General features: G+C 64.8%; 26 protein-coding genes. 19 read left to right on the top strand and 7 right to left on the bottom strand.

The window, feature by feature from the left end:
• Positions 1 to 29: 29 nt before the first annotated feature.
• The 3 genes from F6X59_RS09970 to F6X59_RS09960 all read right to left on the bottom strand — a co-directional run bounded on the left by F6X59_RS09970 (position 30) and on the right by F6X59_RS09960 (position 1,457).
• Positions 30 to 749 (bottom strand): thioesterase II family protein, encoded by a 720-nt coding sequence (locus F6X59_RS09970; protein WP_372240346.1) that lies wholly within the window; start codon positions 747 to 749, stop codon positions 30 to 32.
• The gene (locus tag F6X59_RS09965) at positions 746 to 967 is read right to left on the bottom strand and encodes an MbtH family protein (RefSeq protein ID WP_054887100.1); all 222 of its coding nucleotides are present in this window, start codon (positions 965 to 967) and stop codon (positions 746 to 748) included. The genes F6X59_RS09970 and F6X59_RS09965 overlap by 4 nt, the downstream gene beginning before the upstream one ends.
• Before the next feature lie 88 nt (positions 968 to 1,055).
• Positions 1,056 to 1,457, bottom strand: a complete 402-nt coding sequence (locus F6X59_RS09960; RefSeq protein ID WP_152956099.1) for a hypothetical protein — start codon at positions 1,455 to 1,457, stop codon at positions 1,056 to 1,058.
• Between the two features lie 245 nt (positions 1,458 to 1,702).
• Between F6X59_RS09960 and purU the strand changes: the two genes are divergently transcribed.
• Genes purU through F6X59_RS09930 form a run of 6 tightly spaced genes read left to right on the top strand, consistent with a single transcriptional unit; the run spans position 1,703 to position 8,527 of the window.
• Positions 1,703 to 2,569, top strand: coding sequence for a formyltetrahydrofolate deformylase (purU, locus tag F6X59_RS09955; protein WP_152956098.1), 867 nt, complete (start codon positions 1,703 to 1,705; stop codon positions 2,567 to 2,569).
• Complete coding sequence (gene folD / locus F6X59_RS09950; protein WP_152956097.1) at positions 2,566 to 3,477, top strand: bifunctional methylenetetrahydrofolate dehydrogenase/methenyltetrahydrofolate cyclohydrolase FolD; 912 nt, start codon at positions 2,566 to 2,568, stop codon at positions 3,475 to 3,477. Before purU ends, folD begins: the two co-directional genes overlap by 4 nt.
• The gene (locus tag F6X59_RS09945) at positions 3,459 to 4,700 is read left to right on the top strand and encodes an FAD-dependent oxidoreductase (protein WP_152956096.1); all 1,242 of its coding nucleotides are present in this window, start codon (positions 3,459 to 3,461) and stop codon (positions 4,698 to 4,700) included. Before folD ends, F6X59_RS09945 begins: the two co-directional genes overlap by 19 nt.
• A gap of 12 nt (positions 4,701 to 4,712) precedes the next feature.
• Positions 4,713 to 5,018, top strand: coding sequence for a sarcosine oxidase subunit delta (locus tag F6X59_RS09940; RefSeq protein WP_152956095.1), 306 nt, complete (start codon positions 4,713 to 4,715; stop codon positions 5,016 to 5,018).
• On the top strand, positions 5,015 to 7,918 hold the full coding sequence (locus F6X59_RS09935; protein WP_152956094.1) for a 2Fe-2S iron-sulfur cluster-binding protein: 2,904 nt from the start codon (positions 5,015 to 5,017) through the stop codon (positions 7,916 to 7,918). The genes F6X59_RS09940 and F6X59_RS09935 overlap by 4 nt, the downstream gene beginning before the upstream one ends.
• 3 nt (positions 7,919 to 7,921) lie before the next feature.
• Complete coding sequence (locus F6X59_RS09930; protein WP_152956093.1) at positions 7,922 to 8,527, top strand: sarcosine oxidase; 606 nt, start codon at positions 7,922 to 7,924, stop codon at positions 8,525 to 8,527.
• A gap of 49 nt (positions 8,528 to 8,576) precedes the next feature.
• On the opposite strand, the gene F6X59_RS09925 is transcribed toward F6X59_RS09930, so the two are convergent.
• Entirely contained in the window at positions 8,577 to 9,461 is an 885-nt protein-coding gene (locus tag F6X59_RS09925; protein WP_152956092.1) for a LysR family transcriptional regulator, read from the bottom strand.
• 146 nt (positions 9,462 to 9,607) lie between these two features.
• Between F6X59_RS09925 and F6X59_RS09920 the strand changes: the two genes are divergently transcribed.
• Positions 9,608 to 10,627, top strand: a complete 1,020-nt coding sequence (locus F6X59_RS09920) for an alpha/beta hydrolase (protein ID WP_152956091.1) — start codon at positions 9,608 to 9,610, stop codon at positions 10,625 to 10,627.
• Between the two features lie 266 nt (positions 10,628 to 10,893).
• Positions 10,894 to 11,616 (top strand): pirin family protein, encoded by a 723-nt coding sequence (locus F6X59_RS09915; RefSeq protein ID WP_152956090.1) that lies wholly within the window; start codon positions 10,894 to 10,896, stop codon positions 11,614 to 11,616.
• Positions 11,617 to 11,693: 77 nt separating this feature from the next.
• Here F6X59_RS09915 and F6X59_RS09910 read toward each other — a convergent pair whose 3' ends face one another.
• Complete coding sequence (locus tag F6X59_RS09910; RefSeq protein WP_152956089.1) at positions 11,694 to 11,987, bottom strand: DUF1330 domain-containing protein; 294 nt, start codon at positions 11,985 to 11,987, stop codon at positions 11,694 to 11,696.
• Positions 11,988 to 12,066: 79 nt separating this feature from the next.
• On the opposite strand from F6X59_RS09910, the gene ribBA reads away from it, so the two are divergent.
• From ribBA to F6X59_RS09875, 7 genes are all read left to right on the top strand, one after another.
• The gene (gene ribBA, locus F6X59_RS09905; RefSeq protein WP_152956088.1) at positions 12,067 to 13,188 is read left to right on the top strand and encodes a bifunctional 3,4-dihydroxy-2-butanone-4-phosphate synthase/GTP cyclohydrolase II; all 1,122 of its coding nucleotides are present in this window, start codon (positions 12,067 to 12,069) and stop codon (positions 13,186 to 13,188) included.
• Positions 13,189 to 13,477: 289 nt separating this feature from the next.
• The gene (locus F6X59_RS09900) at positions 13,478 to 14,503 is read left to right on the top strand and encodes a polyamine ABC transporter substrate-binding protein (protein WP_152956087.1); all 1,026 of its coding nucleotides are present in this window, start codon (positions 13,478 to 13,480) and stop codon (positions 14,501 to 14,503) included.
• Complete coding sequence (locus F6X59_RS09895) at positions 14,500 to 15,417, top strand: ABC transporter permease (protein ID WP_152956086.1); 918 nt, start codon at positions 14,500 to 14,502, stop codon at positions 15,415 to 15,417. The genes F6X59_RS09900 and F6X59_RS09895 overlap by 4 nt, the downstream gene beginning before the upstream one ends.
• 6 nt (positions 15,418 to 15,423) lie before the next feature.
• Complete coding sequence (locus F6X59_RS09890) at positions 15,424 to 16,233, top strand: ABC transporter permease (RefSeq protein ID WP_152956085.1); 810 nt, start codon at positions 15,424 to 15,426, stop codon at positions 16,231 to 16,233.
• Positions 16,234 to 16,252: 19 nt separating this feature from the next.
• The gene (locus tag F6X59_RS09885; protein ID WP_152956084.1) at positions 16,253 to 17,401 is read left to right on the top strand and encodes an ABC transporter ATP-binding protein; all 1,149 of its coding nucleotides are present in this window, start codon (positions 16,253 to 16,255) and stop codon (positions 17,399 to 17,401) included.
• 89 nt (positions 17,402 to 17,490) lie between these two features.
• Positions 17,491 to 18,798 (top strand): substrate-binding domain-containing protein, encoded by a 1,308-nt coding sequence (locus F6X59_RS09880; protein WP_152956083.1) that lies wholly within the window; start codon positions 17,491 to 17,493, stop codon positions 18,796 to 18,798.
• Positions 18,799 to 18,956: 158 nt separating this feature from the next.
• Complete coding sequence (locus F6X59_RS09875) at positions 18,957 to 20,000, top strand: TerC family protein (protein ID WP_152956082.1); 1,044 nt, start codon at positions 18,957 to 18,959, stop codon at positions 19,998 to 20,000.
• Between the two features lie 61 nt (positions 20,001 to 20,061).
• Here the strand turns inward: F6X59_RS09875 and F6X59_RS09870 are convergent, their stop codons facing one another.
• The gene (locus tag F6X59_RS09870; RefSeq protein ID WP_152956081.1) at positions 20,062 to 21,291 is read right to left on the bottom strand and encodes an acyl-CoA dehydrogenase; all 1,230 of its coding nucleotides are present in this window, start codon (positions 21,289 to 21,291) and stop codon (positions 20,062 to 20,064) included.
• Between the two features lie 138 nt (positions 21,292 to 21,429).
• On the opposite strand from F6X59_RS09870, the gene F6X59_RS09865 reads away from it, so the two are divergent.
• On the top strand, positions 21,430 to 22,356 hold the full coding sequence (locus F6X59_RS09865; protein ID WP_152956080.1) for a LysR family transcriptional regulator: 927 nt from the start codon (positions 21,430 to 21,432) through the stop codon (positions 22,354 to 22,356).
• Between the two features lie 192 nt (positions 22,357 to 22,548).
• Positions 22,549 to 23,703 carry a cysteine desulfurase family protein gene (locus tag F6X59_RS09860; RefSeq protein ID WP_152956079.1) on the top strand — a complete coding sequence of 385 codons (1,155 nt, stop codon included), beginning with the start codon at positions 22,549 to 22,551 and terminating at the stop codon, positions 23,701 to 23,703.
• A gap of 53 nt (positions 23,704 to 23,756) precedes the next feature.
• Here F6X59_RS09860 and nfsB read toward each other — a convergent pair whose 3' ends face one another.
• A complete protein-coding gene (gene nfsB, locus F6X59_RS09855) occupies positions 23,757 to 24,410 on the bottom strand; it encodes an oxygen-insensitive NAD(P)H nitroreductase (RefSeq protein WP_152956078.1) in 654 nt (217 codons plus the stop codon).
• Between the two features lie 104 nt (positions 24,411 to 24,514).
• On the opposite strand from nfsB, the gene F6X59_RS09850 reads away from it, so the two are divergent.
• On the top strand, positions 24,515 to 25,414 hold the full coding sequence (locus F6X59_RS09850; protein ID WP_152956077.1) for a LysR family transcriptional regulator: 900 nt from the start codon (positions 24,515 to 24,517) through the stop codon (positions 25,412 to 25,414).
• A gap of 57 nt (positions 25,415 to 25,471) precedes the next feature.
• A complete protein-coding gene (locus F6X59_RS09845; RefSeq protein WP_152956076.1) occupies positions 25,472 to 26,302 on the top strand; it encodes an AraC family transcriptional regulator in 831 nt (276 codons plus the stop codon).
• The last annotated feature ends 6 nt before the right edge of the window (positions 26,303 to 26,308 follow it).

Raw genomic sequence — 26,308 nt, 5'->3', positions numbered from 1 at the left:
AGCCTCCCCCAGGCAGGCGGCGCCGTCAATCAGGCAGAAAGCCGATGCGCTTCAAGGGCCTGCGTCAGCGCACCCAGCACGCGGTCTTCGTGTTCGTGAATGAAGAAGTGGCCACCGGGGAACATCTGTAGCGAGAACGCGCCGAGGGTTTCCTGGCGCCAGGCGTGCAGTTGCTCTGCACTGGCCCGGTCCGCTTCGCCACCGAACACATGCAGCGGGCACTGCAGGGCCGGCCGCTGGCGGTAGAGGTAGCGCCCACAAAGCAGGAAGTCGGCGCGCAGGGTCGGCAAGGTCAGGCTCATCAGCTCGGCATTGGCCAGCACTTCCTCCGGCGTGCCATTGAGCTCGCGCAGTTCGCACTTGAGCTGTTCATCGGTCTTGGCGTCGCGCCAGTTGTGGCCGTCGTAGTCTTCGCGCCGGGTGGGCGCCGCAGTGCCGCAGGCGAACAGCGCCAGCGGCGGCGCACAGCCCAGCGCGCGCAGTTCGTGGGCCAGTTCGAAGGCCAGCAGTGCCCCCAGGCTATGGCCGAGCAAGGCATAAGGTGCGTTGGCGGCCAGGCGTTGCTCGTTGGCCAACTGCCGGGCCAGCGCTTGCATGTCGGTCTGCAGCGGCTCGGCCATGCGCGCACCACGCCCAGGCAGCTCGACCGGGCGCACCTGCAGCCAGGCCGGCAGCTTGCGCCGCCAGCGGCTGTAGACCATGGCACTGGCCCCGGAGTACGGCAGGCACAGCAGGTTGAGCGGGGTCACTGGGCGGCAGCTGCGGCCATCTGCTGGCGCAGGCTCAAGGGGCGCATGTCGGTCCAGACTTCGTCGATGTAGGCCAGGCAGTCCTTCTTCAGGCCGCTCTTGCCCACGGCGCGCCAGCCTTCGGGGATGGCCTTGTAGTCCGGCCAGATGGAGTATTGCTCTTCGTGGTTGACCACTACCTGGAACTGGATATCGTCGCGATCGAATACAGAAGTCATTGCCTGTCTCCTTGAGTGATGGATGCCGCTGCGCGCCTGGCGCAGGGAGGTTCTCAGGTAGACGTAGGGCACTGCGGAAAAATTAGCCTCAGGCGTCTCTCAGCAAGTCATGCGCATCAAGCAGGCGGAACGCCACCTGCGGGTTGCGCTCCAGGCCCCGGCGGATCGCCGCCGGGATCGATTGGCGGGTCCTGCGGCACAGGCCGGGCTGGTCGTCGAGTTCGATGACGATGCCGCGCATGGTGCGCACCTCGTTGAAACCGGGGCTGATGTGCACGCGGATGCCGAGGTTTTCGTATAGACGCCGTTGCAGGCGCTGCAGGTCTTCGAGGTCCTTGAGGTTTTCCAGGCGTTCAAGCAGGCGCTTTTCTTCCTGGCGAGTGAGCAGGAGGATGCGCTGGGCCGCCGGCGGGTGTTCGGCCAGGTGCTCACGGCCGCAGTCACAGGCGCCAGGGGGGCACGGTTGGCGTACAGGGGTGGGTGTGGTCATGGATCAAGCATAGCCTGCGATGGCCTGTTCGCGGGTGAACCCGCTCGCAGAGGGTCAGCCGGCGCCTAGAAGTTTCCTGTCAGGATAAAAAATTTCATAAAACACTGGACCCGTGCCCCTCGCTTCGCCTATAAATCGCCCAAGGGAAATTTATATTCCCATGAAGAAACATTCGTTCGCCGCCCGCGAAGCCGCTTTTGCCCTTGTGCCCGACCTGCCCCACTCCATCACGAGGCCTATCCGACATGCACCCCGCTCCCGATCACTTCATCCTGCGCGTCAGCTGCCCGGCCGTGTCCGGCATCGTCGCTGCGGTGACCACCTACCTGGCCGAGCACGGTTGCTACATCAGCGAGATGGCGCAGTTCGACGACGAGGACAATGGCCGCTTCTTCATGCGCGCCGTATTCCGCTACAACACCGGTGTCAGCGGTGACACGCCGCAACTGCAGGCGGGCTTCGCCGATGTGGCCCAGCGTTTCGACATGGACTGGAGCCTGCACAGCAGCGCCCGGCCGCTGCGCGTGCTGCTGATGGTGAGCAAGTTCGACCACTGCCTGGCCGACCTGCTCTACCGCCACGCCAAGGGCGAGCTGGACATGCAGATCACCGCTGTGGTCTCCAACCACCTCGACCTGCGGCCCATGGCCGAGCGCCAGGGCATCCGCTTCGTCTACCTGCCGGTAACCAAGGACACCAAGGCCGAGCAGGAAGCCGCGCTGATGCGCATCGTCGAGGACACCGCCACCGAACTGGTGGTGCTGGCGCGCTACATGCAGATCCTCTCTGACGACCTGTGCCGCCAGCTGTCGGGCCGGGCGATCAACATCCACCACTCGTTCCTGCCCGGTTTCAAGGGCGCCAAGCCTTATCACCAGGCCTACCAGCGCGGGGTCAAGCTGATCGGTGCCACCGCCCACTATGTCACCAGCGACCTCGACGAGGGCCCGATCATCGAACAGGAAGTGCAGCGCGTGGACCACGCCTACGCCCCCGACGACCTGGTGGCGATCGGCCGCGACACCGAGACCATCGCCCTGTCCCGCGCAGTCAAATACCACCTCGAACACCGGGTGTTCCTCAACCACGCCCGCACGGTGATCTTCAAATGAACGCCATCCCCAGCATCAAGCTGATCGACGGCAAGGCCACCGCGGCACGGGTGCTGGCCGAGGTCCGTGAGCAGGTGCAGACCCTGCGCAAAGGCGGCGTGCAGCCGGGCCTGGCAGTGGTCCTGGTCGGCGCCGACGCGGCCAGCCAGGTGTACGTGCGCAACAAGGTGCTGCGCGCCGAGGAAGTGGGCATCCGCTCGCTGGAACATCGCCTGCCGGCCGACACCACTCAGGCGCAACTGCTGACCCTGATCGACCGGCTCAACCGTGACTCCGAGGTCAACGGCATCCTTGTGCAACTACCGTTGCCCAAACATGTCGATGAGCACCGCATTCTCCAGGCCATCGACCCGCTGAAGGACGTGGATGGCTTCCACAGTGCCAACGTCGGCGGCCTGGCCCAGGGGCGCGATGTGCTCACGCCCTGCACCCCCAGCGGCTGCATGCGCCTGCTGCGCGATGCCTGCGGCGAGCTGCGCGGCAAGCACGCGGTGGTGGTTGGCCGCTCGAACATCGTCGGCAAGCCCATGGCCGCGCTGCTGCTGCAGGCCGACTGTACGGTGACCGTCGTCCACTCGCGCAGCCGCGACCTGCCGGCGCTGTGCCGCCAGGCCGACATCGTCGTCGCGGCGGTCGGCAAGCCGCGGCTGATCGGCGCCGAGTGGCTCAAGCCTGGCGCGGTGGTAATCGATGTCGGTATCAACCGCATCGAGGAAGGCGGCCATAGCCGCCTGGTCGGCGATGTCGATTTCGCTGCCGCCCTGCCCCGGGTCGCCGCCATCACCCCGGTGCCCGGCGGCGTCGGCCCGATGACCATCGCCTACCTGATGAAAAACACCCTGCTCGCCCTCGACCTGCAGCAACAGGCCGCCCACCAGGAGCGCACCGCATGCCTTTCGCCCTGCTGAAATACGGCCTGAGCGCCGACTACCCGGTGGAGGTCGACCTGCCGCCACCCTGCGAACTCAAGCCGCGCTATGACGTGGTGATCATCGGCGGCGGTGGCCACGGCCTGGCCATCGCCTATTACCTGGCCAAGTACCACGGCGTGACCAACGTTGCCGTGCTGGAAAAGGCCTACCTGGGCGGCGGCAACACGGCGCGCAACACCGCGGTGATCCGCTCCAACTACCTCACCTCCGAGGGCGTGCGCTTCTACGCAGAATCGGTGCGGATGTTCCAGAACCTGTCCAACGAGTTCGACTTCAACATCATGTACTCCGAGCGTGGCCAGCTGACCCTGGCGCACACCGACGCCACCGTGCGCGCCTTCCGCCAGCGCGCCGAGGTCAACAAGCACTTCGGCGGGCGCACCGAAATGATCGACCGCCAGCAGATCCGTGAGCTGGTGCCGAGCCTGAACCTCGACCCCGGCCACCTGCCGGTGCTGGCCGGCCTTTGGCACATTGACGGCGCCACCGCGCGCCATGACGCGGTGGCCTGGGGCTACGCCAAGCAGGCCGCCAAACGCGGCGTGGAAATCCACCAACTGACCGAAGTGCAGGACCTGCTGATCCGCAACGGCCGCATCGAAGCGGTCAAGACCAACCGCGGCACCGTGCAGTGCGGTTGCGTGGTGCAGGCGGTGGCCGGTGCCAGTTCGCTGCTGATGGCCAAGGCCGGCATCCGCGCACCGATCCACACCTACCCGCTGCAGGCCATGGTCACCCAGCCGTTCAAGCCGTTCCTCGACCCGTTGGTGAGCTCTTCGGCGCTGCACTGCTACGTGCAGCAGACCAGCCGTGGCGAAATCGTCTTCGGCGGCGGTTCCGACCCCTACCCGCTGTACAACACCCGCTCCACCCTCGACCTCAAGGAAAGCCTGCTGGCCCATGCCATCGAGATGTTCCCGTTCATGGCCAACGCCAAGCTGATGCGCCAGTGGGCCGGGATGACCGACATGACCCCGGACTACAGCCCGATCATGGGCCTGTCGCCGGTCGACAACTACTACCTGGACGCTGGCTGGGGCACCTGGGGCTTCAAGGCCACGCCGATCTGCGGCAAGACCATGGCCGAGCTGGTCGCCAGCGGCGGCAAGGTGCCGGCGATGATCGCGCCGTTCGCCCTGGAGCGCTTCAGCCGCTTCCAGCAAGTCAACGAAATGGGCGCCACCGCGGCCAGCCACTAGGAGCACACGACGATGAAGATCCTGACCTGCCCCTTGAACGGCCCGCGCAACATCAGCGAGTTCACCTACGGCGGCGAATTCAAGCACATGCCCGACCCGGCCAGCTGCAGTGACGCCGAGTGGGCCGACTACGTGTTCAACAGCGACAACATGGCCGGCGTGGTCATCGAATGGTGGCTGCACAACGCCTCGAGCTACTGGTTCCTGGCCGAGCGCCACACCGTCAGCGACCAGGTGCTGCGCACCTTCGACCCGAAAGCCCTGTTCGACCGCCGCGTCGACTTCACCCCCGCCGCCACCCCGGAGATCGCCGGATGAACAGCCTCACTCGCCTCCCCGCGCCCATGGGCCTGCTGATCGACCGCGAGCGGCCCCTGCGATTCGAATTCGACGGCCAGGCCTGCCCGGGCTATGCCGGTGACACCATTGCCAGTGCCCTGCTCGGCAGCGGCCGCTGGCTGCTGTCACGCTCGTTCAAGTACCACCGCCCGCGTGGCCCGCTGAGCATGGCCGGGCAGGACGCCAACACCCTGGTGCAGCTCCCCGAGGAGCCCAACGTGCTGGCCGACATGGCGGTCGCTCGCGACGGCCTGGTGGTCACCGGGCAAAACTTCAACGGCAGCCTGGAGCACGACCGCGATGCCTATCTTGGCAAGTTTTCGCGCTTCATGCCGGTGGGCTTCTACTACCGCTCGTTCTACAAACCCAAGGGCATGTGGAAGGTCTGGGAGCCGCTGATTCGCAAGAAGGCCGGCCTCGGCGTGCTCGACCTCGGCTTCAAGCCGCAGTACTACGACAAGGCGTACCTGTTTGTGGACCTGGCCGTGATCGGTGCCGGCCCTGCCGGCCTGCGCGCCGCGCTGGATGCCGCCAATGCCGGGGCCAAGGTGCTGCTGATCGAGCAACAACCAGTGCTCGGCGGCTCGCTGACCTACGCCCGCTTCGACATCGCCGGTACCCGCGCCGCCAGCCTGCGCCAGGAGCTGCTGGCCGCCGTCGAAGGCCACCCGAACATCCAGGTGCTGTGTGAGGCCACCTGCAACGGCTGGTTCACTGACAACTACCTGCCGGTGATCCAGCACAAGCGCCTGTACAAGGTACGCGCCAGCCGCTGCCTGGTGGCCGCCGGGTCGTTCGATCAGCCGGTGGTGTTCCGCAACAACGACCTGCCCGGAGTAATGCTGACCAGCGCCGCGCAGCGGCTGATGAAGTGGTATGCAGTCAAGCCGGGGCAACGTGCGGTGATCCTCACCGGCCACGATGACGGCTACCTGGCGGCGCTCGACCTGCAGGAGCAAGGCGTGGCGGTCGCCGCCGTGGTCGACATGCGCGCCGCGCCTGCCGATGCTGCGCTGGCCAGCGAGCTGAAACGTCGCGACATTCCCCTGCACCTGGGCAGCACCGTCTATGAAGCCCTGCACGAAGCGGGCATGCGCCATGTCACGGGCGCGGACATCCGCCCGATCACGGGCCAGGGCAAGGTGGGCGAGCATGGCCTGCGCGTGGCCTGCGACCTGTTGTGCATGTCTGCCGGTTACATGCCGGTCTATCAGTTGCTGTGCCAGGCCGGTGGCAAGCTGGCTTATGACGTCAACCGTGACGAGTTCGCCATCAGCAACCTGCCCATCGGCCTGGATATCGCCGGCTCGGTGAACGGCCGCCACTGCCTGGACAACGTGCTCACCGACGCCAGCCGCGGCGCCGCCGAAGCCCTTGCTGCACTGGGCCTGCAAGCACCCACGCCAGCGGCCTACGTTGCCGAGGCCAAGGTCAACTTCCCCTGGCCGATTTTCCCGCACCCCAAGGGCAAGGACTTCGTCGACTTCGACGAGGATTTGCAAGTGCGCGATATCGTCAACGCCACCCGCAGCGGCTACCGCGATGTGCAACTGGTCAAGCGCTTCTCCACGGTCGGCATGGGCCCGTCCCAAGGCCGCCACTCGGCACTGCCCACCGCACGCCTGGTGGCCCAGGCCACTGGCCGCAGCATCAGCGAAACCGGCGTGACCACCGCCCGTCCGCCGTTCCAGGCAGAAAAGCTGGCGCATGTCGCCGGCCGGGCGTTCGACCCGTACCGGCAGACGCCGATGCACCGCCGCCACCTGCAAGCCGGTGCGAAGATGATGCCGGCCGGCATCTGGCAGCGCCCGGCCTTTTACGGCAAGCCCGAGGAACGCGAGCGCTGCATGCAGGAAGAGGCCCGCCATGTGCGTGAGAAAGTCGGCCTGATCGACGTTTCCACCCTCGGCGGCCTGGACGTGCGCGGCCCCGACGCCGCCGAACTGCTGGAGCGCCTGTATACCTTCGGCTTCGCCAAGCTGGCCATCGGCCGCACCCGCTATGCGCTGATGACCAACGAGCACGGCGTGGTGATCGACGACGGCGTCTGCGCGCGCCTGGCCGAGCAGCATTTCTACGTCACCGCCACCACCAGCGGTGTTGATCGTATCTACCAGCAGATGCTCAAGTGGAACGCGCAGTGGCGGCTGGACGTGGACATCACCAACGTCACCGCCGCCCTGGCTGCGGTCAACCTGGCAGGGCCGCTGTCGCGCCAGGTGCTGGCCAAGGTCTGTGACGATGTCGAGCTGTCGGCCGCAGCCTTCCCCTACCTGGGCGTGCGCCTGGGCACGGTGGCGGGCATCCCGGCGCGCATCCTGCGGGTCGGCTTTGTCGGCGAACTGGGTTATGAAGTGCACGTGCCGGCGCGCCATGCCGAGCGCCTGTGGGACGCGCTGATGCAGGCCGGTGCCGGGCTGGGCATCCGCGCGTTCGGTGTCGAGACCCAGCGCCTGCTGCGCCTGGAAAAAGGCCACGTGATCATCAGCCAGGACACCGACGGCATGACCCACCCGGCAGAGATCGACATGCAGTGGGCGATTGGCCGCAAGAAGCCGTTCTTCGTCGGCAAGCGCTCGATCGAAATCCTCGAAGCGCAGCCGCTCAAGCGCAAGCTGGTCGGCTTCACCCTGCCCAAGGGCAGCCCGCAGCCGCTGGAGGGCCACCTGGTGCTGGACGGCCCGGACATCAGCGGCAACGTCACCTCCTGCGAGTACTCGCAGACCCTGGGGCAGATCATCGGCCTGGCCTACGCCGGCGCCCATCAGGCGACGCCTGGCATGCACCTCCCGATCCGCGTGGAAGGCGGCGTGATGGTCAATGCCAAGGTGGTGCAACTGCCCTTCCATGACCCCGACAACCTGCGCCAGGAGCTCTGAACCATGACCAGCCTGAAAGCTGAAGCCTTCATCCCACGCAGCCCGCGGGCCGAGCTGTTACACAGCTGTGCGCTGACCGACCTGACCGAACTGGCGCGGGTCGGGTTTCGCGGGGGGGACAGTGCGGTGTACCTGGAAGAGCGTGGCTACCGTTTGCCAACGCTGCCCAACCAGGCCTTGCGCCAGGATGACGGCGGCTGGGTCGCACGCCTGTCGGCCAGCGAGTACCTGTTGCTGGGCAGCTTTGCCGACCAGGGCGCACGGGTAGCTGAAGAAGAACAGACATGGGTGCAGGATGCCCGGCGCAACTATCTGCTGCCGCGACAGGACAGCCATGCCTGGTTGCAGTTGTCGGGGGAGTATTGCAGTGCGGTGATGGCCAAGTTGTGCGGGGTCGATTTGCGTCTGCAGGCGTTTCCCGTCGGTGCCGTGGCGCAGACCTCGGCGGCGCGGATCAATGTGATCGTGGTGAATGTCGGCAGTGATGAATTGCCGGCGTTGCAGTTGCTGTTCGACCGGGCATCGCTAGCCTATTTTCAGGAGGCGATGCTGGATGCCATGGATGAGTTCGATGGCGGGTGGGTGGGGGTGGATCAGTTGATGATTTGACCTGCACTGGCTTCTTCGCGGGTTCACCCGCGAAGAAGCCAACGCGGTTTCAGAGTTGAGTCAGCCGCTCGCGCAGGAAACTGACAAACCCCTGTACCGGCCGCGCCACCTGTCGGTGCTGCGGGTACACCGCCGACAACTGCAACGCTGGCGGCACCCACTCATCCAGCACTGTCACCAAGCGCCCATCCGCCAGCGCCTGCCCGACGATGAAAGTCGGCAGATAGGTCACCCCCATCCCGGCAATCGCCGCGTCCCGCAGCAACTCGCCGTTATTCGCCCGCATCCGCCCGCTCACCTGAATCGCCTGGGTCTTGCCGCCCTGGCGGAACTGCCACTGCACTTGCCGCGAATGCCCATAGGGCAGGCAATCATGCCCGGCCAGGTCTTCCGGTTTCGCTGGCACGCCACGAGCTTCGAGGTACCCCGGGCTCGCGCAATACACCCGCTCGACATCGGCAATGCGCCGGGCAATCAGGCTGGAGTCCTCCAGCGCACCGATACGCAGCGCCAGGTCATAGCCCTCGCCGATCAGGTCCACCGGGCGGTCGCTCAGGTCCACCTCCACATCCACCTGCGGATGCAACTGCAGAAACTCGGTCAGCACGCAGCCCAGGTGGGCCATGGCGAACGACAGCGGCGCACTCACGCGCAAGGTGCCGCGCAGGGCCTGGGCCTGGCCGCTGATGTCGTGTTCCACCTGTTGCACCTCGCCCAGCAGGCGCAGCGCCGACTGGTAGTAGTGCTGGCCCAGCGGCGTGGCGTCCAGGCGGCGGGTGGAGCGGTTGAGCAGGCGCACGCCGAGGCGCTCTTCGAGCTGCATCAGGCGGCGGCTGACCGATTGCTTGGACATGCCCAGGCGGTCGGCAGCGGCGGTGAAACTGCCGGCCTCCATGACCTGGGCAAAGATGCGCATGTCTTCGTAGGGGTTCATTGTCTCGCTCTTGATGACAGTCAAACGCTTTATAGCGGCTTTTTCCCGCCAATGCATCTTCTTACTCTACACACAGGTCGCAGCGATGGCCCTGAAGGCCAGGCAAGACGCCCATTACCAGCACTTACATAGAAAAGGATTCGCTCATGAACATTGTCCACAAAGCTCTTACCGCTTCGCTCCTCGCCCTGTCCGTGTCCAGCGCCTTCGCCGCTGGCAGCCCAGGCGTCGAACAGCACACCCAGGCCTTCCTCGAAGCGCTGGAGCAAGGTGGCGGCAAGCCGCTTGAACAGCTCAGCCCGAAAGACGCCCGCGCCGTGCTGACCGGTGCCCAGGCTTCGGTGAAGGTCGACCTGTCCGGTATCGAGGTCACGCAACGCACCATTCAGGCCAACGGCCAGTCGATCAAACTGCAGGTGGTGCGCCCGGCCCATGTCAAAGGTGAGCTGCCGGTGTTCATGTTCTTCCACGGCGGTGGCTGGGTGCTTGGCGACTTCCCGACCCACCAGCGGCTGATCCGCGACCTGGTGGTCGGCTCGGGCGCGGTGGCGGTCTATGTGGACTACACCCCATCGCCTGAATCGCACTACCCGACGGCAATCAACCAGGCTTACGCCGCAACCCAATGGGTGGCCGAGCACGGCAAGGAGATCGGTGTCGACGGCAAGCGCCTGGCCGTGGCCGGCAACAGCGTCGGCGGTAACATGGCAGCGGTAGTTGCGCTCAAGGCCAAAGAGGCCGGCACGCCAGCCCTGCGCTTCCAGTTGCTGCTGTGGCCGGTGACCGATGCCAGCTTCGAGACTGCGTCTTACCAGCAGTTTGCCGAGGGGCATTTCCTCACCACCGGGATGATGAAATGGTTCTGGGACAACTACACCCTTGATGCCAAGGCACGGGCAGAGATCTACGCCTCGCCGCTGCGGGCTAGCAGTGAACAGTTGAAAGGCTTGCCGCCAGCGCTGGTGCAAACCGCCGAGTTCGATGTGCTGCGCGATGAGGGTGAAGCGTATGCCCGCAAGCTGAATGCGGCAGGCGTGACGGTGACCTCGGTGCGCTACAACGGCATGATTCATGACTATGGCTTGCTCAATCCGCTGAGCCAGGTGCCGGCTGTGAAAGCAGCGATGCGTCAGGCGGCTGGGGAGTTGAAAGTGCATCTGCAGTGATCTGAGAGATACGAAAATACCCGCTTAGGCGGGTATTTTTGCTTTTCGCGTTTGGGCATAGAGGTGCCTGCCCAAGATTTACAGCGCCCATCAGATCGAGCGCCGAAACCCTCAAGGTGAACACCCCCAAGCACGACCAAATTGTCACCGAAAAGGAGACACTGAAACCAAACAAACCCTATTTTTCAGCATAAAAACTGACAGTAAGCTTCTCCCATCAACAGCCGACAGCCCTTTCAGCTCCGGCATTTCAAGGAGAATTCCCCATGCTCACCGTCCGTAACGCCCAAGACCGCGGCCTGGCCTTCCATGGCTGGCTGAAATCCTTCCACACCTTCTCCTTCGGCCATTACCGCAACCCGGACGAGCAAGGTTTTTCCGACCTGCTGGTGATCAACGACGACCGCGTCATCCCTGGCGAGGGCTTTGGCGAGCACCCGCACCGCGATATGGAGATTTTCTCCTACGTGCTCGAAGGCGCGCTGGAGCACAAGGACACCCTGGGCACCGGCTCGGTGATCCGCCCGGGCGATGTGCAACTGATGAGCGCCGGCCATGGTGTGGCACACAGCGAGTTCAACCACAGCCAGACGCAGCCGGTGCACTTCCTGCAGATCTGGATCGTGCCCAACGTCAAAGGGGCGACGCCGCGCTATCAGCAGCAGCACTTCAGTGCCGAGGAGAAACGCGGCAAGTTGCGCCTGATCATCTCGCCAGACGGTGCCGAGGGGTCATTGCAGGTTCAGCAGAACGCACGGGTGTATGCCGGGCTCTTCGATGGCGCAGAACACGCGACGCTGGCCCTGCCGGACAACCGCCATGCCTATGTGCATGTGGCTCGCGGCAGCATCGAGCTCAATGGCCAGGTGCTCAAGGAAGGGGACGGCGTGCGGGTGCGCCAGGAACAGCTGCTGGAGCTGGGCAATGGGGTGGATGCCGAGGTGCTGGTGTTCGACCTGCGGCCGCATGAATTGCCTGGCATGCCGTAAGCAGGATCGGCCTCATCGCGCGCTACGCTCGCTGCTACAGGTACAGCGCAATCCTGTGGAGCGAGCGGCGCTCGTTCTTAAGGTTCGAACCCTTCGACGATGATCACCTCAGCCATCGCCACCCCTTGGCGATGGCTGCAGGCCTCCTGGTAAAGCTCCGACCGGTAGCACGCCACCGCCTGCTCATACGAATCGAACTCGATCACCACGCTACGCTGTGGAGTGGGCCGCCCCTCCATTGCCTCGCTGCGCCCGCCGCGGGCCAGGAAGCGGCCACCGTATGCCTTGAAGGCAGCGGGGGCGCGCTGGGTGTACTGCTGATACTGCTCGGGGTCGGTGACGTCGACGTGGGCGATCCAGTAGGCCTTCATCCGCGGGTTCTCCTGTAGTAACGCTATTTGTGTATGATGGTATACCATAATAATCACCCCACCACAGTGAGCGTGCAACATGGCTTTCAACACCATCGAGGAACTTCTCGAGGATTACCGGCAAGGCAAGATGGTCCTGCTGGTGGACGACGAGGACCGGGAAAACGAAGGCGACCTGCTGATCGCCGCCGAGCGCTGTGACGCCCAGGCCATCAACTTCATGGCCCGCGAAGCGCGTGGCCTGATCTGCCTGACCCTGACCGACGAGCACTGCCAGCGCCTGGGCCTGGAGCAGATGGTACCGGCCAACGGCAGCGTGTTCAGCACCGCCTTCACCGTGTCGATCGAAGCCGCCAGCGGTGTCACCACCGGCATTTCCGCCGCCGACCGGGCGCGTACCGTGGCCGCCGCGATGGCAGCCGATGCCCGCCCCGAAGACCTGGTGCAGCCTGGCCACATCTTCCCCCTGCGCGCCCGCGAAGGCGGCGTGCTGACCCGTGCCGGGCACACCGAAGCCGGTTGCGACCTGGCCCGCCTGGCCGGTTTCGCCCCGGCCTCGGTAATCGTCGAAGTGCTCAACGATGACGGCACCATGGCCCGCCGCCCGGACCTGGAAGTGTTCGCCGCGCAGCACGGTATCAAGATCGGCACCATCGCCGACCTGATCCACTACCGCCTGAGCACCGAACAGACCATCAAGCGCATCGGCGAGCGTGAACTGCCGACGGTGCACGGTACGTTCCGCCTGGTGACCTACGAGGACCGCATTGAAGGCGGCGTGCACATGGCCATGGTCATGGGCGATATCCGCCGTGAGCAGCCGACCCTGGTGCGGGTGCACGTGATCGACCCGCTGCGCGACCTGGTCGGTGCCGAGTACGCAGGCCCCGCCAACTGGACGCTGTGGGCGGCGCTGCAAAAGGTGGCCGAGGAAGGTTGCGGGGTGGTGGTGATCCTGGCCAACCACGAATCCTCCCAGGCCCTGCTCGAACGCGTGCCGCAGCTGACCCAGCCGGTGCGGCCTTATCAGCGCGGGCAGTCGAAGGTGTATTCGGAGGTCGGTACCGGGGCGCAGATACTGCAGGACCTGGGCGTGGGCAAGCTGCGCCATCTGGGCCCGCCGCTGAAGTATGCAGGGTTGGCGGGTTATGAGCTGGAGGTCGTGCAGAGCATTCCCTTTGAGCCACAAGTTTCAAGCTGAAAGCCTCAAGTGAAAAGCGGATCTGCGTAAATGCGCGATCCGCTTTTTTTTGCTTGCACCTCGCGGCTTGAAGCTTGCCGCTCAGGACGGAGTGATGGCCGGTAGCCTCATACCTCTTGCCAAAAGTTTGGAATACCATAATATGATATCCCGTAGACCTTGAATCTGCAGGCCGGCACCTACAATTACAAACGGCCACCAGACACTTTGTTTTAGCTGCTCCCCGAATACTGTTGGCGGGCGCACCAGAAGCCCCGCCTCGAATAACAAAAGCAACGAGGGCGTAACCATGCTGTTGAGCAAACGTGTAACCGCAGTGCTGTCCGCCAGCCTGCTGACCCTGGCATGTCAGGCCGCCCAGGCCGCTGACAGCCTGAATTTCGTCAGCTGGGGCGGTACCACCCAGGACGCCCAGAAAGAAGCATGGGCCGTCCCCTTCAGCAAAAACACCGACATCAAAGTCGTCCAGGACGGCCCCACCGACTACGGTAAACTCAAGGCCATGGTCGAGAGCGGCAACGTGCAATGGGACGTGGTCGATGTCGAAGCCGACTTCGCCCTGCGCGCCGCCAGCGAAGGCCTGCTCGAACCCCTCGATTTCAACCAGATCAAACGCGACAAGATCGACCCGCGCTTCGTCTCCGACCACGGCGTCGGCTCGTTCTTCTTCTCCTTCGTGCTCGGTTACAACGAAGGCAAGCTCGGTGCCAACAAGCCAGTCGACTGGACCGCGCTGTTCGATACCAAGACCTACCCCGGCAAACGCGCGCTGTACAAATGGCCAAGCCCCGGCGTACTGGAACTGGCCCTGCTGGCCGACGGCGTAGCGCCCAAGGACCTCTACCCGCTGGACCTGGACCGCGCCTTCAAGAAACTCGACACCATCAAGAAAGACATCGTCTGGTGGGGCGGCGGTGCCCAGTCGCAACAGCTGCTGGCCTCGGGTGAAGCGTCGCTCGGCCAGTTCTGGAACGGCCGCGTCTATGCCCTGCAGCAAGACGGTGCACCGGTGGGCGTGAGCTGGAAGCAGAACCTGGTCATGGCCGACTTCCTGGTCATCCCGAAAGGCTCGAAGAACAAGGACGCGGCCATGAAGTTCCTGGCCAATGCCAGCAGCGCCGAAGGCCAGGCCGCGTTCGCCAACAAGACCGCCTACGCCCCGGTGAACGTCGACAGCGTGGCCAAGCTGGACGAGAAACTCGCGCCAAACCTGCCGACCGCCTATGCCCAGGATCAGGTCACCCTGGACTTCGCCTACTGGGCGAAAAACGGCCAGGCCATCGCCGCCCGCTGGAATGAGTGGTTGGTCAAATGAAAGTCGCCATCAACGCCCTGCATAACGCGCAAGGTGCCCCCACGGGCACCGGCGCCCCGGGAACGGCCCCACGCCGCGTGAGCCTGAGCCAGCGCTGGAAAGGCAGCCGCAACCTGCTGCCGGCCCTGCTGTTCCTCGGCCTGTTCTTCTTCGCCCCGCTGGTCGGCCTGTTGCTGCGCGGGGTGCTGGAGCCAACGCCGGGGTTGGGCAACTACGAGCAGCTGTTCGCCAACTCGGCCTATGCACGGGTGCTGTTCAACACCTTCTCGGTGGCCGGCGTGGTCACCCTGATCAGTGTGCTGCTGGGCTTCCCGCTGGCCTGGGCGATCACCCTGGTGCCCAAGGGCTGGGGCCGCTGGTTGTTGAACATCGTGCTGCTGTCGATGTGGACCAGCCTGCTGGCACGCACCTACTCGTGGCTGGTGCTGCTGCAGAGCTCGGGAGTGATCAACAAGGCGTTGATGGCCATGGGCATCATCGATACCCCGCTGGAAATGGTGCACAACCTCACCGGCGTGGTGATCGGCATGAGCTACATCATGATCCCGTTCATCGTGCTGCCACTGCAGGCGACCATGCACGCCATCGACCCGATGGTGCTGCAGGCAGGCTCCATCTGCGGGGCCAGCCCGTGGACCAACTTCTGGAAGGTGTTCCTGCCGCTGTGCCGCTCGGGGCTGTTCTCCGGGGCGCTGATGGTGTTCGTGATGTCGCTCGGTTACTACGTCACCCCGGCCCTGCTCGGCGGGGCGCAGAACATGATGCTGCCTGAATTCATCATTCAGCAGGTGCAGTCGTTCCTCAACTGGGGCCTGGCCAGCGCTGCCGCCGCACTGCTGGTGGTGATCACCCTGGTGCTCTTCTACCTGTACCTGAAGCTGCAGCCGGAATCCCCGGTTGGCAACGCGAGGTAAACCGCCATGCTCCTGTCTCCCAATGCCATGGGCCGCCCGCTGCGTACGGGCCTGTACCTGACCACCGGGGTCATCGCGGCCTTCCTGCTGCTGCCGGTGGTGTTCATCGTGTTGCTGTCGTTCGGCTCGTCCCAGTGGCTGGTGTTCCCGCCACCGGGCTGGACCTTCAAGTGGTACGGCCAGTTCTTCTCCAACCCGGAGTGGATGGACGCCGCCCTGGCCAGCCTCAAGGTCGCCGTACTGACCACCATTGCCGCGGTGCTGCTGGGCCTGCCCACCGCCTTCGCCCTGGTGCGCGGCCGCTTCCCTGGCCGCGAAATGCTCTACGGGCTGTTCACCATGCCGATGATCGTGCCGCTGGTGATCATCGCCGTGGCGGTCTACGCGCTGTTCCTCAAGCTCGGCTACACCGGCACGCTGTTCGCCTTCGTGGTCAGCCATGTGATCGTCGCCCTGCCCTTCACCATCATCTCGATCATCAACTCGCTGAAGCTGTTCGACCAGTCGATCGAGGATGCCGCGGTGATCTGCGGCGCCTCGCGCCTGCAGGCAATCTTCAAGGTGACCTTCCCGGCGATTCGCCCGGGCATGATCGCCGGTGGCCTGTTCGCCTTCCTGGTGTCGTGGGATGAAGTGGTGCTGAGCGTGATGATGGCCAGCCCCGACCTGCAGACCCTGCCGGTGAAGATGTGGACCACCCTGCGTCAGGACCTGAGCCCGGTGATCGCCGTGGCCTCGACCCTGCTGATCGGCCTGTCGCTGCTTGTCATGATCATTGCCGCCGCCTTGCGCCGGCGCACCGAAGTCAACGCCTGAGCGTGCGGAGAAAACAACAATGAGTGCAGTCATCAAAGACAACGCCCACGGCAAGGCTCTGGTCAGCCTGCGTGGCCTGAACAAGCACTACGGCGATTTCACCGCCGTGGACAACCTCGACCTGGAGATCCAGGACGGCGAGTTCCTGACCTTCCTCGGCTCCAGCGGCTCGGGCAAGTCCACCACGCTATCGATGCTGGCCGGCTTCGAAACGCCGAGCAGCGGCGAGATCCTGGTCGAAGGCCAGTCGCTGGTCAACGTGCCGCCGCACAAGCGCGACATCGGCATGGTGTTCCAGCGCTACTCACTGTTCCCGCACCTGAACGTGCGTGACAACATCGGCTTCCCGCTGGCCATCCGCAAGCTCGGCGCCGCCGAAATCACCAAGCGCGTCGACGCCATGCTCAAGCTGGTGCAGCTGGAGAAATTCGCCCACCGCAAGCCGTCGCAGATGTCCGGTGGCCAGCAGCAGCGCGTGGCGATTGCCCGGGCGCTGGTGTACGAGCCACGCATCCTGCTGATGGACGAACCGCTTGGTGCGCTGGACAAGAAGCTGCGTGAAGACCTGCAGGACGAACTGCGCCAGCTGCACCGCCGGCTGGGCATCACCATCGTCTACGTGACCCATGACCAGGAAGAAGCCATGCGCCTGTCCCAGCGCATCGCCATCTTCAGCCATGGCAAGATCGTCGGCCTGGGTACCGGTTACGACCTCTATCAGAACCCGCCGAATGCCTTTGTCGCATCGTTCCTGGGCAACTCCAACTTCCTGCGCATCAAGGCCAGCAGCAACGGTGCGGGCAGTTTCGAAGGCCAACCGGTGGCGATTCGCCTGACCCCAGGCCTCAGCGCACAGCAAGATGCACTGATCATGGTGCGGCCGGAGAAAGCCTTGGCGCTGACTGCCGAGCAGGCCGCGCGCGAGCCATTGCCTGCGGGCTGGAACGAGGTCAGTGCCAAGGTCGGCGAAGTGCTGTTCCTGGGTGAGAGCCAGACCTGCCATGTGGTGACCGCAGGCGGTACCGAGCTGACGGTGAAAGCGCTGTCTGCCGCCGGGATGCCGATGCAGCCGGGGGATACCGTGAAAGTGCGCTGGGCGGTGGCCGATGCCTGCATCTATACCGAGTGGGCAGAGAGCGACCTGAGCAAGTCGGCCGGGGCGCATTGATGCCGGTGCGTGGGTGGCCTGGCTGTCACATTTCGGTCACCCCCGCGTCGTAATCTGCCGGGCAACGCTATGCCACAAGGTCGCCCGGCATGTTCCGCCTGCTGCTCCTGCTGCTTCCCCTGCTCCCGCTGACGGCCCTGGCCGAAGCTGGCCACCTGCGTGTGCAAGGTTCCAACACCATTGGCGCGGCACTGCTGCCGGCGCTGGTGCAGGGGCAACTGTGGGCGCAAAAGGCGACGGAGGTAAGGCAGTCAGCTGGCACAGTTGCGAACGAAACCGTGATCACCGCGCGCGATGCCCAGGGCCAGGCGCTGCGCATCGACATCGCCGCGCATGGCTCCAGCACTGGTTTCACCGCGCTGGGCCAGGGCAACGCCGACCTGGCCGCGGCCTCGCGCCCCATCAGCGACGCCGAGATGCGCCAGCTCAAGGCCTTGGGCGACCTGCGCTCGGCCAGTGCCGAGCAGGTCATCGGCCTGGATGGCGTGGCCGTCATCGTCCACCCCGACAACCCGCTGCCGCAACTGACCACTGCGCAACTGGCGCAGATCTTCTCCGGGCAGATCCTGCGCTGGGAGCAACTGGGCGTGAGCGGCGGGGACATTCACCTGTATGCCCGCGATGACCGCTCCGGGACCTATGAAACGTTCAAGGCGCTGGTGCTGGAGCCGCAGCATGACGAACTGGCCCGGCAGGCTCAGCGGTTCGAGTCCAGCGAAGCACTGGCCGGGCGGGTCGGCGCTGACCGCCAGGCCATCGGCTTCAGCAGCCTGGCAGCCGTGCACGGGGCCAAGGTACTGGCGGTGGCCGAGGGCGATGCGCCGGCCATGCTGCCGGATCGTCAGTTGGTGGCCAGTGAAGACTACCCGTTGTCACGACGCTTGTACTTCTACCTGCCAGCCAACGCCAAGCCCCAGGCGCGAGCGCTGGCAGACTTCGCCCAGAGCCCGGCCGGCCAGGCCATCGTCGCCGAACAGGGCTTCGTCTCGCAGCAGGTGATCGCACAAACGGTACCGGCGCAGGCCGACCTGCCGCCGCGCTACCGCAGCCTGGCCCAGCAGGCGCAACGCTTGAGCGTCAACTTCCGCTTCCAGGAAGGCAGCGCCAGCCTCGATAACAAGGCACTGCGCGATGTGCAGCGGGTCAGCGAATACCTGCGCCAGGCCGGCAAGTTGCAAAACAAGGCGGTGCTGGTAGGTTTCGGCGACCCCAAGGAAACGCCCGGCCGTGCAGCCTTGCTGTCGCGCCTGAGGGCCCAGGCCGTGCGTCGCGAACTGGCGCGCGGTGGCGTCGAGGTGCTGGAGGTGACCGGCATGGGCGATGAGTTGCCGATCGCCGGCAACGACCGGGAACAAGGCCGCTTGCGAAATCGCCGGGTGGAAGTCTGGGTCTACTGACGGGCAAAGAAATGTAACAGCTCGGCACTCGGCATCACCGGGAAACGGGTCTAGGCTCAAGCCCATGTGATACCGGGCCCCTCTGACGGCTGCCAAGCCGTGATGTCGGATCACTGTTGCGATCTTAACTGGCAACGTCGACATTCAAGGAGGGGCTCATGGCAGCTCTGCAGACATTCCTCACCACCCCGTTTCTCGGTACCAGTACCTGGTTGTGGCTGGTGTTCATGGCCATCGTCATCGGTTTGCTGGTGCTCGACCTGGGCGTGCTGCACCGCCAGGACCGCGAGATCGAAATGCGTGAAAGCCTGCTGTTGTATTCGGGCTATTTCAGTGTCGGTGTGCTGTTCGGCCTGTGGGTCTGGCATGAACTGGGCGCGCAGTCGGCGCTGGAGTTCTACACCGGTTTCCTGGTCGAACAGTCGCTGTCGATGGACAACGTGTTCGTCATGGCGATGATCTTCGGCTTCTTCGCCATCCCCCGCCGCTACCAGCACCGGGTACTGTTCTGGGGCATTCTCGGGGTGGTGTTGCTACGTGCGATCATGATCGGCGTGGGTGCGGCGCTGGTGCAGAACTTTGCCTGGGTGCTCTACCTCTTCGGCGCCTTCCTGCTGTTCACCGGGGTGAAGATGGCCCTGTCAAAGGAAGACAGCCACCCGGACCTGGCCAACAACCCGATCTTGAAATTCGTCCGCCGGCATATGCGCGTGACCGACCAGATCCACGGCTCGCACTTCTTCGTACGCCTGACGCCACCCGGCGAAAGCCAGGCCCTGCGTTACGCAACGCCGCTGTTCCTGGCGCTGGTGCTGATCGAGCTGGCCGACCTGGTGTTCGCCGTCGACAGCGTCCCGGCGATTTTCGCCATCACCCAGGACCCGTTCATCGTCTACACCTCGAACATCTTCGCCATCCTCGGCCTGCGCTCGCTGTACTTTGCCCTGTCGGCGCTGATGCACCGGTTCGTCTACCTCAAATATGCGCTGGCGCTGGTGCTGATCTTCATTGGCTGCAAGATCTTCTACCACGGCATGGTCGGCAAGGTGCCGGCGTTGCTGTCGTTGGGAGTGACGTTCGGGTTGTTGCTGGGTGGGGTGGTGGTTTCGCTGATCAAGACGCGGGGGGAGAAACAGCCACCGAGCGCCAGCGAACCTGTAGCGACCGGCAAGAAGGAAAACGACCCACAGCTGAAAGTGTGAGGTTTACCTGTACCGGCCTCTTCGCGGCCGTTCGCCGCGAAGAGGCCGGTACAGGCTTGCATCACCTTGCGCCGCGCAACATCTCCACCGGCACATACTTGCCGATCTCGTACTTGCCGATCGCCGCCCGATGCACCTCATCCGGCCCATCCGCCAGGCGCAGGGTGCGTTGCATGGCATACATGTAGGCCAGCGGGAAATCACCACTCACCCCTGCCCCGCCATGCATCTGGATCGCCCGGTCGATCACCTTCAATGCCACGTTCGGCGCCACCACCTTGATCTGCGCGATCTCGCTGCGCGCGACCTTGTTGCCGACGGTGTCCATCATGTAGGCCGCCTTCAGCGTCAGCAGCCGCGCCATGTCGATTTCCATGCGCGAGTCGGCGATCTTGTCGACGTTGCCGCCCAGGCGCGCCAAGGGTCGGCCAAAGGCCGTGCGCTCGACCGAGCGTTTGCACATCAGTTCCAGCGCGCGTTCGGCCATGCCGACCGAGCGCATGCAGTGGTGGATACGGCCTGGGCCGAGGCGGCCCTGGGCGATCTCGAAACCACGCCCTTCCCCAAGGACCACATTCTCATAAGGCACCCGCACGTTCTCGAACAGCACTTCGGCATGGCCGTGCGGCGCATCGTCATAACCGAACACCGGCAAGGGTCGGACGATCTTCACCCCCGCGGCATCGGTCGGCACCAGCACCATCGAGTGCTGCTGATGGCGCGGCCCGTCGGGGTTGGACAGGCCCATGAAGATCATCACCTTGCAGCGCGGGTCGCAGGCACCAGAGGTCCACCACTTGCGGCCATTGATCACCCACTCGTCGCCATCACGCACGGCGGTAGCGGCCATGTTGGTCGCGTCCGAGGACGCCACGTCCGGTTCGGTCATGGCGAATGCCGAGCGGATCTCGCCGCGCAGCAGCGGCTCCAGCCACTGGCGCTTCTGTGCCTCGCTGCCATAGCGCACCAGCACTTCCATGTTGCCGGTGTCCGGCGCCGAGCAGTTGAACGGCTCCGGCCCCAGCAACGAACGGCCCATGATCTCGGCCAGCGGTGCGTATTCGAGATTGCTCAGGCCGGCGCCGTACTCCGACTCGGGCAGGAACAGGTTCCATAAGCCCTCGGCGCGAGCTTTGGCCTTGAGCTCCTCCATGATCGCCGTTGGCTGCCAGCGGTCGCCCTCGGCGACCTGGCGCTCGAACACCGGTTCGGCGGGATAGACGTAGGCCTCCATGAAGGCGCTGACGCGCTCACGCAGTGCCTGGACCTTGGGCGAATAGGCGAAATCCATCGGGGTTACCTTCACGGTTCGAAGTACATGGGCAGAGCCTAGAGCAGCGGGCCTCGATCTACCTAGTCTATTTTCAGCGTGTATAAACATTCATAACCGATATATGATCGAGCCATAATTCCAACAAAGAGCGGCGCCATGAACCTCAGCAAGGTCGACCTCAACCTGTTCATCGTCTTCGACGCGATCTACACCGAAGCCAACCTGACTCGCGCCGGGCAGATCGTCGGTATCACCCAGCCGGCCGTGTCCAATGCCCTGTCGCGGCTGCGCGAAACCTTCAACGACCCGCTGTTCGTGCGTACCGCCCAGGGCATGGTGCCAACGCCCATGGCGCAGAACATCATCGGCCCGGTGCGCAATGCCCTGGCGCTACTGCGCACGTCGGTGCAGGAAAGCCGCATCTTCAACCCGCAGCAGGCCAACAAGACGTTCCGCATCAGCATGACCGACCTCACCGAGGCGGTGATCCTGCCACCGCTGTTCCAGCGCCTGCGGCGCCTGGCCCCGGCGGTGCTGATCGAAAGCTTCCTGTGCAAGCGCCGCGAAACCACCAAGGAACTGGCCGCCGGGCGCCTGGACTTCGCCGTCGACGCGCCGCTGAACACCGACCCGCAGGTGCGCCACGTCAAGCTGATGCAGGACCGTTATGTCTGCGCGCTGCGCCAGGGCCACCCGCTGGCCGATACCAAGCTGACCCTCGACAACTACCTGGGCATGACGCACATCCATATCTCCAGCCGCCGCAACGGCCTGGGCTACGTCGACCTGGCACTGGGCAAGATGGGCGTGCAACGCAAGGTCGCGCTGCGCTCGCAGCATTACCTGATGGCTTCGCAGGTGCTGCAGCAGACCGACATGGCCATGACCGTGCCCGAGCGCTTTGCCCGCCGCCACCAGCTGCGTTTCCAGCCACTGCCGGTGGAGGTGCCACCGCTGGAGACGCACCTGTACTGGCACGAAAGCACCGACCAGGACCCGGCCAACCGCTGGATGCGCGAGCAGATCATCGAGTTGTGCGAGCGTGTGGTGGCCGAAGAAGAGCGTGCACTGGAGCCTGCCTGAAGCGCGCATGCCCCTATGGGCTCGCCAGGGGCCCACAGATAGAAAAACATTTCCACTTGATCTAACCATAGAGAAAAATATTCTTCGCAAACTGGCCATCTGCAGCATAAAAGGCAAAATCATTTTCTCCCCAGCGCTTAGGCTAAATGCAACGATTGCTGACACCACGGCAACATTGCACGGACCCGCCCCATGCCTAGCGCCCCACTGTATTTCGACTATGCCGCCACCACTCCGGTCGATGACCGGGTCATCGAAACCATGCTCACTTGCCTCGGCCGCCAGGTTAACTTCGGCAACCCCGCCTCCAGTGGCCATGCCTACGGCCAGGCCGCACGCGAAGTGGTCGAGCAGGCCCGCCGGCAAGTGGCCGAACGGGTTGGCGCCCGCGCCGACGACATCGTCTGGACATCGGGCGCCACCGAGTCCAACAACCTGGCGCTCAAGGGCATCGCCCAGGGTTTGGCCCAGCCGGGACACCTGATCACCAGCCAGCTGGAGCACAAAGCCGTGCTCGACACGGTGAAAGAACTGGAGCGCCAGGGCTGGGCCATCACGCGCCTGGCGCCGGACGCCAGCGGCCTGATCCAGCCTTATAGCGTGCAGGCAGCCCTGCGCGCGGACACCCGCCTGGTGTCGCTGATGGCCGTCAACAATGAATTGGGAACTGTCACCGATTTCGCCGCCATCGGCGAACGGGTGCGCGCCCATGGCGCCCTGCTGCATGTGGACGCGGCCCAGGCGGTCGGCAAGCTGGCCATCGACCTGCAGGCGATGGCGGTGGACCTGATGTCGTTCTCGGCGCACAAGGTGTATGGGCCAAAAGGCATTGGCGCGCTGTATGTCGGGCCTCGCGCCCGTGAGCTGATGTGCGCGCAGATCCACGGCGGTGGGCATGAGCAAGGGCTGCGTTCGGGTACCTTGGCGACGCACCAGATCGTCGGCATGGGCAGTGCCTTCGCCCTGGCCGGCGAGCCGGGTGACAGCGAGCACCAGCGTATCGAGCACTTGGCCAGGCGCCTGCGTGAAGGTTTGCTGGCTTTGCCGGGGGTCAGTCTCAATGGCTGTGCCCTGCAGCGGATTCCTCACACCCTGAACCTGTGCATCGAGGCCAATGGTTTCAACAGCATGGCCTTGGCCAGTGAACTGGCACTGTCGACGACCTCCGCCTGCAACTCGGCGAGCAACGCGGCTTCGCATGTGCTGTTGGCGCTGGGGCTGGATGAAGCGCGGGCACGCAAGAGCGTGCGGGTGAGTATCGGGCGGTTTACCACCGAGGCCGAGGTGGACACGGCGATCGCGGTGTTTGGGCGGGCTTTGACTGCGGCTTCTGCGGCATTGTGGTAGGGGGTTGGGGGGCGCTGCAAGGGCTGCGGCGCCCCCCCCAACGCCCCCCTACCTCAAAGGAAGGTAAACACCGTCGAAGCCGGCAGGCGCGACTTGTTCAACCCGGCATTGAAGTCAGCCTCGCTGCGATACCCCAGGCTCAAGATCACCACGCTGGTGTAACCTTGCTCGCGCAACCCGAGCTCAGCATCCAGCACCTTGCTGTCAAACCCTTCGATCGGCGTGGCATCCAGGCCATGAGCCGCTGCACCGAGCAGCGCGGTACCCAAGGCCAGATAGGTCTGCTTCTCCATCCAGTGCTGCAGGTCCTTCTGATCAAACCGGTGCAGGTCCACATAGCCGCGACGGCTCTGGTTCTGCCCTGCCCGTGCCTGCTCGTCGCGGAAGCGGCCATCGGCCTGTTCCTGGTCAAGGACCGCATTCAAGTGCGCCTCGGTCATCTCGGTGCGGGTGCAGAACACGATCACGTGCGACGCATCGAGAATCTTCGGCGAATTATAGGCAAAGCGGTCGTTGGTGGCCTTGGCCAGGCGGGCCTTGCCTTCGGCGCTGTCGGCGACGATGAAATGCCAAGGCTGCGAGTTGACCGAGGACGGGCTGTGGCGCAACTGTTCGAGCAACGCATCGACCGTGGCCTGGGGAATCTTGCGGGAGGCATCGTAGGCCTTGGTGGTGTAACGGCGCTTGGCCAGGGAAACAGTATCCATGCTGCAACTCCAATCAACGAAACGGGATTTGTCGCGCATCTTATCTTTCCTGAAAACCCGAAAAAGCAGCAGAATGCATCAACACTTTCCCTTCTGGTGTGAAAATGCTCCGTTTCACCGACCTCGAACTGTTCGTGCGCAGCAGCGCACTGGGCAGCTTCACCGCCGCCGCCCATGAGGCCGACCTGCTGCCCGGGCAAGTGGCCGCCGCGATCAAACGCCTGGAACGCGACCTCGACGTGCGCCTGTTCGCCCGCACCACCCGTAGCCTGCGCCTGACCGCCGAGGGCGAGCTGTACCTGCCCACCGCCCAGCGCGTGCTGGATACCCTGCGCCAGGGCCACGAACAGCTGCACGGCAGCCACAGCACCCTGCGCGGGGTGTTGCAGGTGTCTGCGCCTTCCGACATCGGCCGCAACCTGTTGCTGCCCTGGCTCAGCGCGTTTCGCCGCGAACACCCGGCACTGGGCCTGCGTTTGTTCCTTTCGGACCAGATGGCCGATTTCAGCCGTGACCCGGTGGACATCGCCATCCGCTATGGCCTCAACCAGGACGCCAACTACATCGCCCTGCCCCTGGCGCCGTGGAACCGCCGCGTGGTGGTGGCCTCCCCCGCCTACCTGGCCCGCCACGGCCGCCCCCGCACACCCGATGAACTGCAGCAACATGACTGCCTGCTGTACCTGCAGCACAACCGCGTGTACGACAAATGGCAGCTTGGCAACCGCACCGTGCAGGTGCGCGGGCCGCTGGTCAGCGACGATGCCGACGTGGTGCGGCGCTGGGCGCTGGAGGGTGAAGGTATCGTGTACAAGTCGTGGCTGGACGTCAGCACCAACATTGCCGCCGGCGAGCTGGAAATCCTGCTGCCGGACCACCAGGGCGAAGCCACGCCGGTGACGCTGGTGTGCCCACACCGCAAGCAGCTGTCGCCTGCGGTGACGCAACTGCACCTGTGGCTGCGCGAGCGCTTTGCCGCGCTGCAGCCTGCACAATTGTTCTAAACCCGCTGGCGCATCTGCGCTAAGGTGAACTGCCCTACCCGTCAGCAGCACAGCGCCATGAGCAATTGGATTGACCTCAAGCAAGACGCCGACACCGGCATCGAGTCGGTCCGCGCGCATTTTGTCGGCCATGCCTACGACCCACACTGGCACGACAGTTTCCTGGTCGGCTTTACCGAACAGGGTGTGCAGCAGTTCAACTGCCGCCGGGTGCGCCACCAGAGCACCGCCGGCCAGGTTTTCCTGCTCGAACCCGGCGACCTTCACGACGGCCACGCCCCGACCGCCGAAGGCTTCACCTACTCGACCCTGTACCTTGAGCCGAACTGGCTGGACACCGAGCTGCGGGCGCTGTTCGAGCAGGCGCCCGGCGACAGCCTGCCGCGCTTCGCCGACACCTTGTGCCACGACGAGCGCCTGGCCCGCGCCATCGCCCTGGCGTTCCAGGCGGTGCATGGCCAAGAGCTGCGCATCGTGCGCCAGACGGCCATGGACACGTTGCTGGCCGCCTTGACCGGCCACCTGCACTGGCGCAAGCGCCTCAACCCCGACCCGCGCCTGCCACTGACAGCACAGCGGGCGCGTGATTATCTGCACGCCCACTTCGACCAGGACATCAGCCTGGAGCAGGTTGCCCAGGCCTGCGGGGTCGACCGCTTCCGCCTGACCCGCGCCTTCAAGGCCGCTTTCGGCCTGGCGCCGCATGCCTACCTGATCCAGCTGCGGTTGGCCCGCGCCCGGCGCCTGCTGGCCCAGGGCCAGACACCAGCCGAAGTGGCCATGGCCCTGGGCTTTGCCGACCAGAGCCACCTGGGGCGCTGGTTCCGGCGTGCCTACAGGCTGACCCCCGCCGACTACCGGCGCCGCTGCTCAAACCTTCCAGACTGACAAGCT

Origin of the sequence: Pseudomonas sp. MN1F, from assembly GCF_009391885.1 — a bacterium.
GTDB lineage: Bacteria > Pseudomonadota > Gammaproteobacteria > Pseudomonadales > Pseudomonadaceae > Aquipseudomonas.
The sequence above is the reverse complement of the archived record's forward strand: the minus strand, read 5'-3'. Positions and strand labels throughout refer to the sequence as shown.

What these genes read in the sequence shown, in the direction of transcription:
- F6X59_RS09900 (WP_152956087.1), top strand. Translation starts at nt 13,478, where the DNA reads ATGCTGTTGAGCAAACGTGTAACCGCAGTGCTGTCCGCCAGCCTGCTG.
- F6X59_RS09860 (WP_152956079.1), top strand. Translation starts at nt 22,549, where the DNA reads ATGCCTAGCGCCCCACTGTATTTCGACTATGCCGCCACCACTCCGGTC.
- F6X59_RS09885 (WP_152956084.1), top strand. Translation starts at nt 16,253, where the DNA reads ATGAGTGCAGTCATCAAAGACAACGCCCACGGCAAGGCTCTGGTCAGC.
- F6X59_RS09945 (WP_152956096.1), top strand. Translation starts at nt 3,459, where the DNA reads ATGCCTTTCGCCCTGCTGAAATACGGCCTGAGCGCCGACTACCCGGTG.
- F6X59_RS09880 (WP_152956083.1), top strand. Translation starts at nt 17,491, where the DNA reads ATGTTCCGCCTGCTGCTCCTGCTGCTTCCCCTGCTCCCGCTGACGGCC.
- F6X59_RS09915 (WP_152956090.1), top strand. Translation starts at nt 10,894, where the DNA reads ATGCTCACCGTCCGTAACGCCCAAGACCGCGGCCTGGCCTTCCATGGC.
- F6X59_RS09930 (WP_152956093.1), top strand. Translation starts at nt 7,922, where the DNA reads ATGACCAGCCTGAAAGCTGAAGCCTTCATCCCACGCAGCCCGCGGGCC.
- F6X59_RS09850 (WP_152956077.1), top strand. Translation starts at nt 24,515, where the DNA reads ATGCTCCGTTTCACCGACCTCGAACTGTTCGTGCGCAGCAGCGCACTG.
- F6X59_RS09910 (WP_152956089.1), bottom strand. Translation starts at nt 11,987, where the DNA reads ATGAAGGCCTACTGGATCGCCCACGTCGACGTCACCGACCCCGAGCAG.
- folD (WP_152956097.1), top strand. Translation starts at nt 2,566, where the DNA reads ATGAACGCCATCCCCAGCATCAAGCTGATCGACGGCAAGGCCACCGCG.
- F6X59_RS09845 (WP_152956076.1), top strand. Translation starts at nt 25,472, where the DNA reads ATGAGCAATTGGATTGACCTCAAGCAAGACGCCGACACCGGCATCGAG.
- nfsB (WP_152956078.1), bottom strand. Translation starts at nt 24,410, where the DNA reads ATGGATACTGTTTCCCTGGCCAAGCGCCGTTACACCACCAAGGCCTAC.
- F6X59_RS09895 (WP_152956086.1), top strand. Translation starts at nt 14,500, where the DNA reads ATGAAAGTCGCCATCAACGCCCTGCATAACGCGCAAGGTGCCCCCACG.
- F6X59_RS09865 (WP_152956080.1), top strand. Translation starts at nt 21,430, where the DNA reads ATGAACCTCAGCAAGGTCGACCTCAACCTGTTCATCGTCTTCGACGCG.
- F6X59_RS09935 (WP_152956094.1), top strand. Translation starts at nt 5,015, where the DNA reads ATGAACAGCCTCACTCGCCTCCCCGCGCCCATGGGCCTGCTGATCGAC.
- F6X59_RS09890 (WP_152956085.1), top strand. Translation starts at nt 15,424, where the DNA reads ATGCTCCTGTCTCCCAATGCCATGGGCCGCCCGCTGCGTACGGGCCTG.
- F6X59_RS09870 (WP_152956081.1), bottom strand. Translation starts at nt 21,291, where the DNA reads ATGGATTTCGCCTATTCGCCCAAGGTCCAGGCACTGCGTGAGCGCGTC.
- F6X59_RS09925 (WP_152956092.1), bottom strand. Translation starts at nt 9,461, where the DNA reads ATGAACCCCTACGAAGACATGCGCATCTTTGCCCAGGTCATGGAGGCC.
- F6X59_RS09920 (WP_152956091.1), top strand. Translation starts at nt 9,608, where the DNA reads ATGAACATTGTCCACAAAGCTCTTACCGCTTCGCTCCTCGCCCTGTCC.
- purU (WP_152956098.1), top strand. Translation starts at nt 1,703, where the DNA reads ATGCACCCCGCTCCCGATCACTTCATCCTGCGCGTCAGCTGCCCGGCC.
- F6X59_RS09940 (WP_152956095.1), top strand. Translation starts at nt 4,713, where the DNA reads ATGAAGATCCTGACCTGCCCCTTGAACGGCCCGCGCAACATCAGCGAG.
- F6X59_RS09965 (WP_054887100.1), bottom strand. Translation starts at nt 967, where the DNA reads ATGACTTCTGTATTCGATCGCGACGATATCCAGTTCCAGGTAGTGGTC.
- F6X59_RS09875 (WP_152956082.1), top strand. Translation starts at nt 18,957, where the DNA reads ATGGCAGCTCTGCAGACATTCCTCACCACCCCGTTTCTCGGTACCAGT.
- F6X59_RS09960 (WP_152956099.1), bottom strand. Translation starts at nt 1,457, where the DNA reads ATGACCACACCCACCCCTGTACGCCAACCGTGCCCCCCTGGCGCCTGT.
- ribBA (WP_152956088.1), top strand. Translation starts at nt 12,067, where the DNA reads ATGGCTTTCAACACCATCGAGGAACTTCTCGAGGATTACCGGCAAGGC.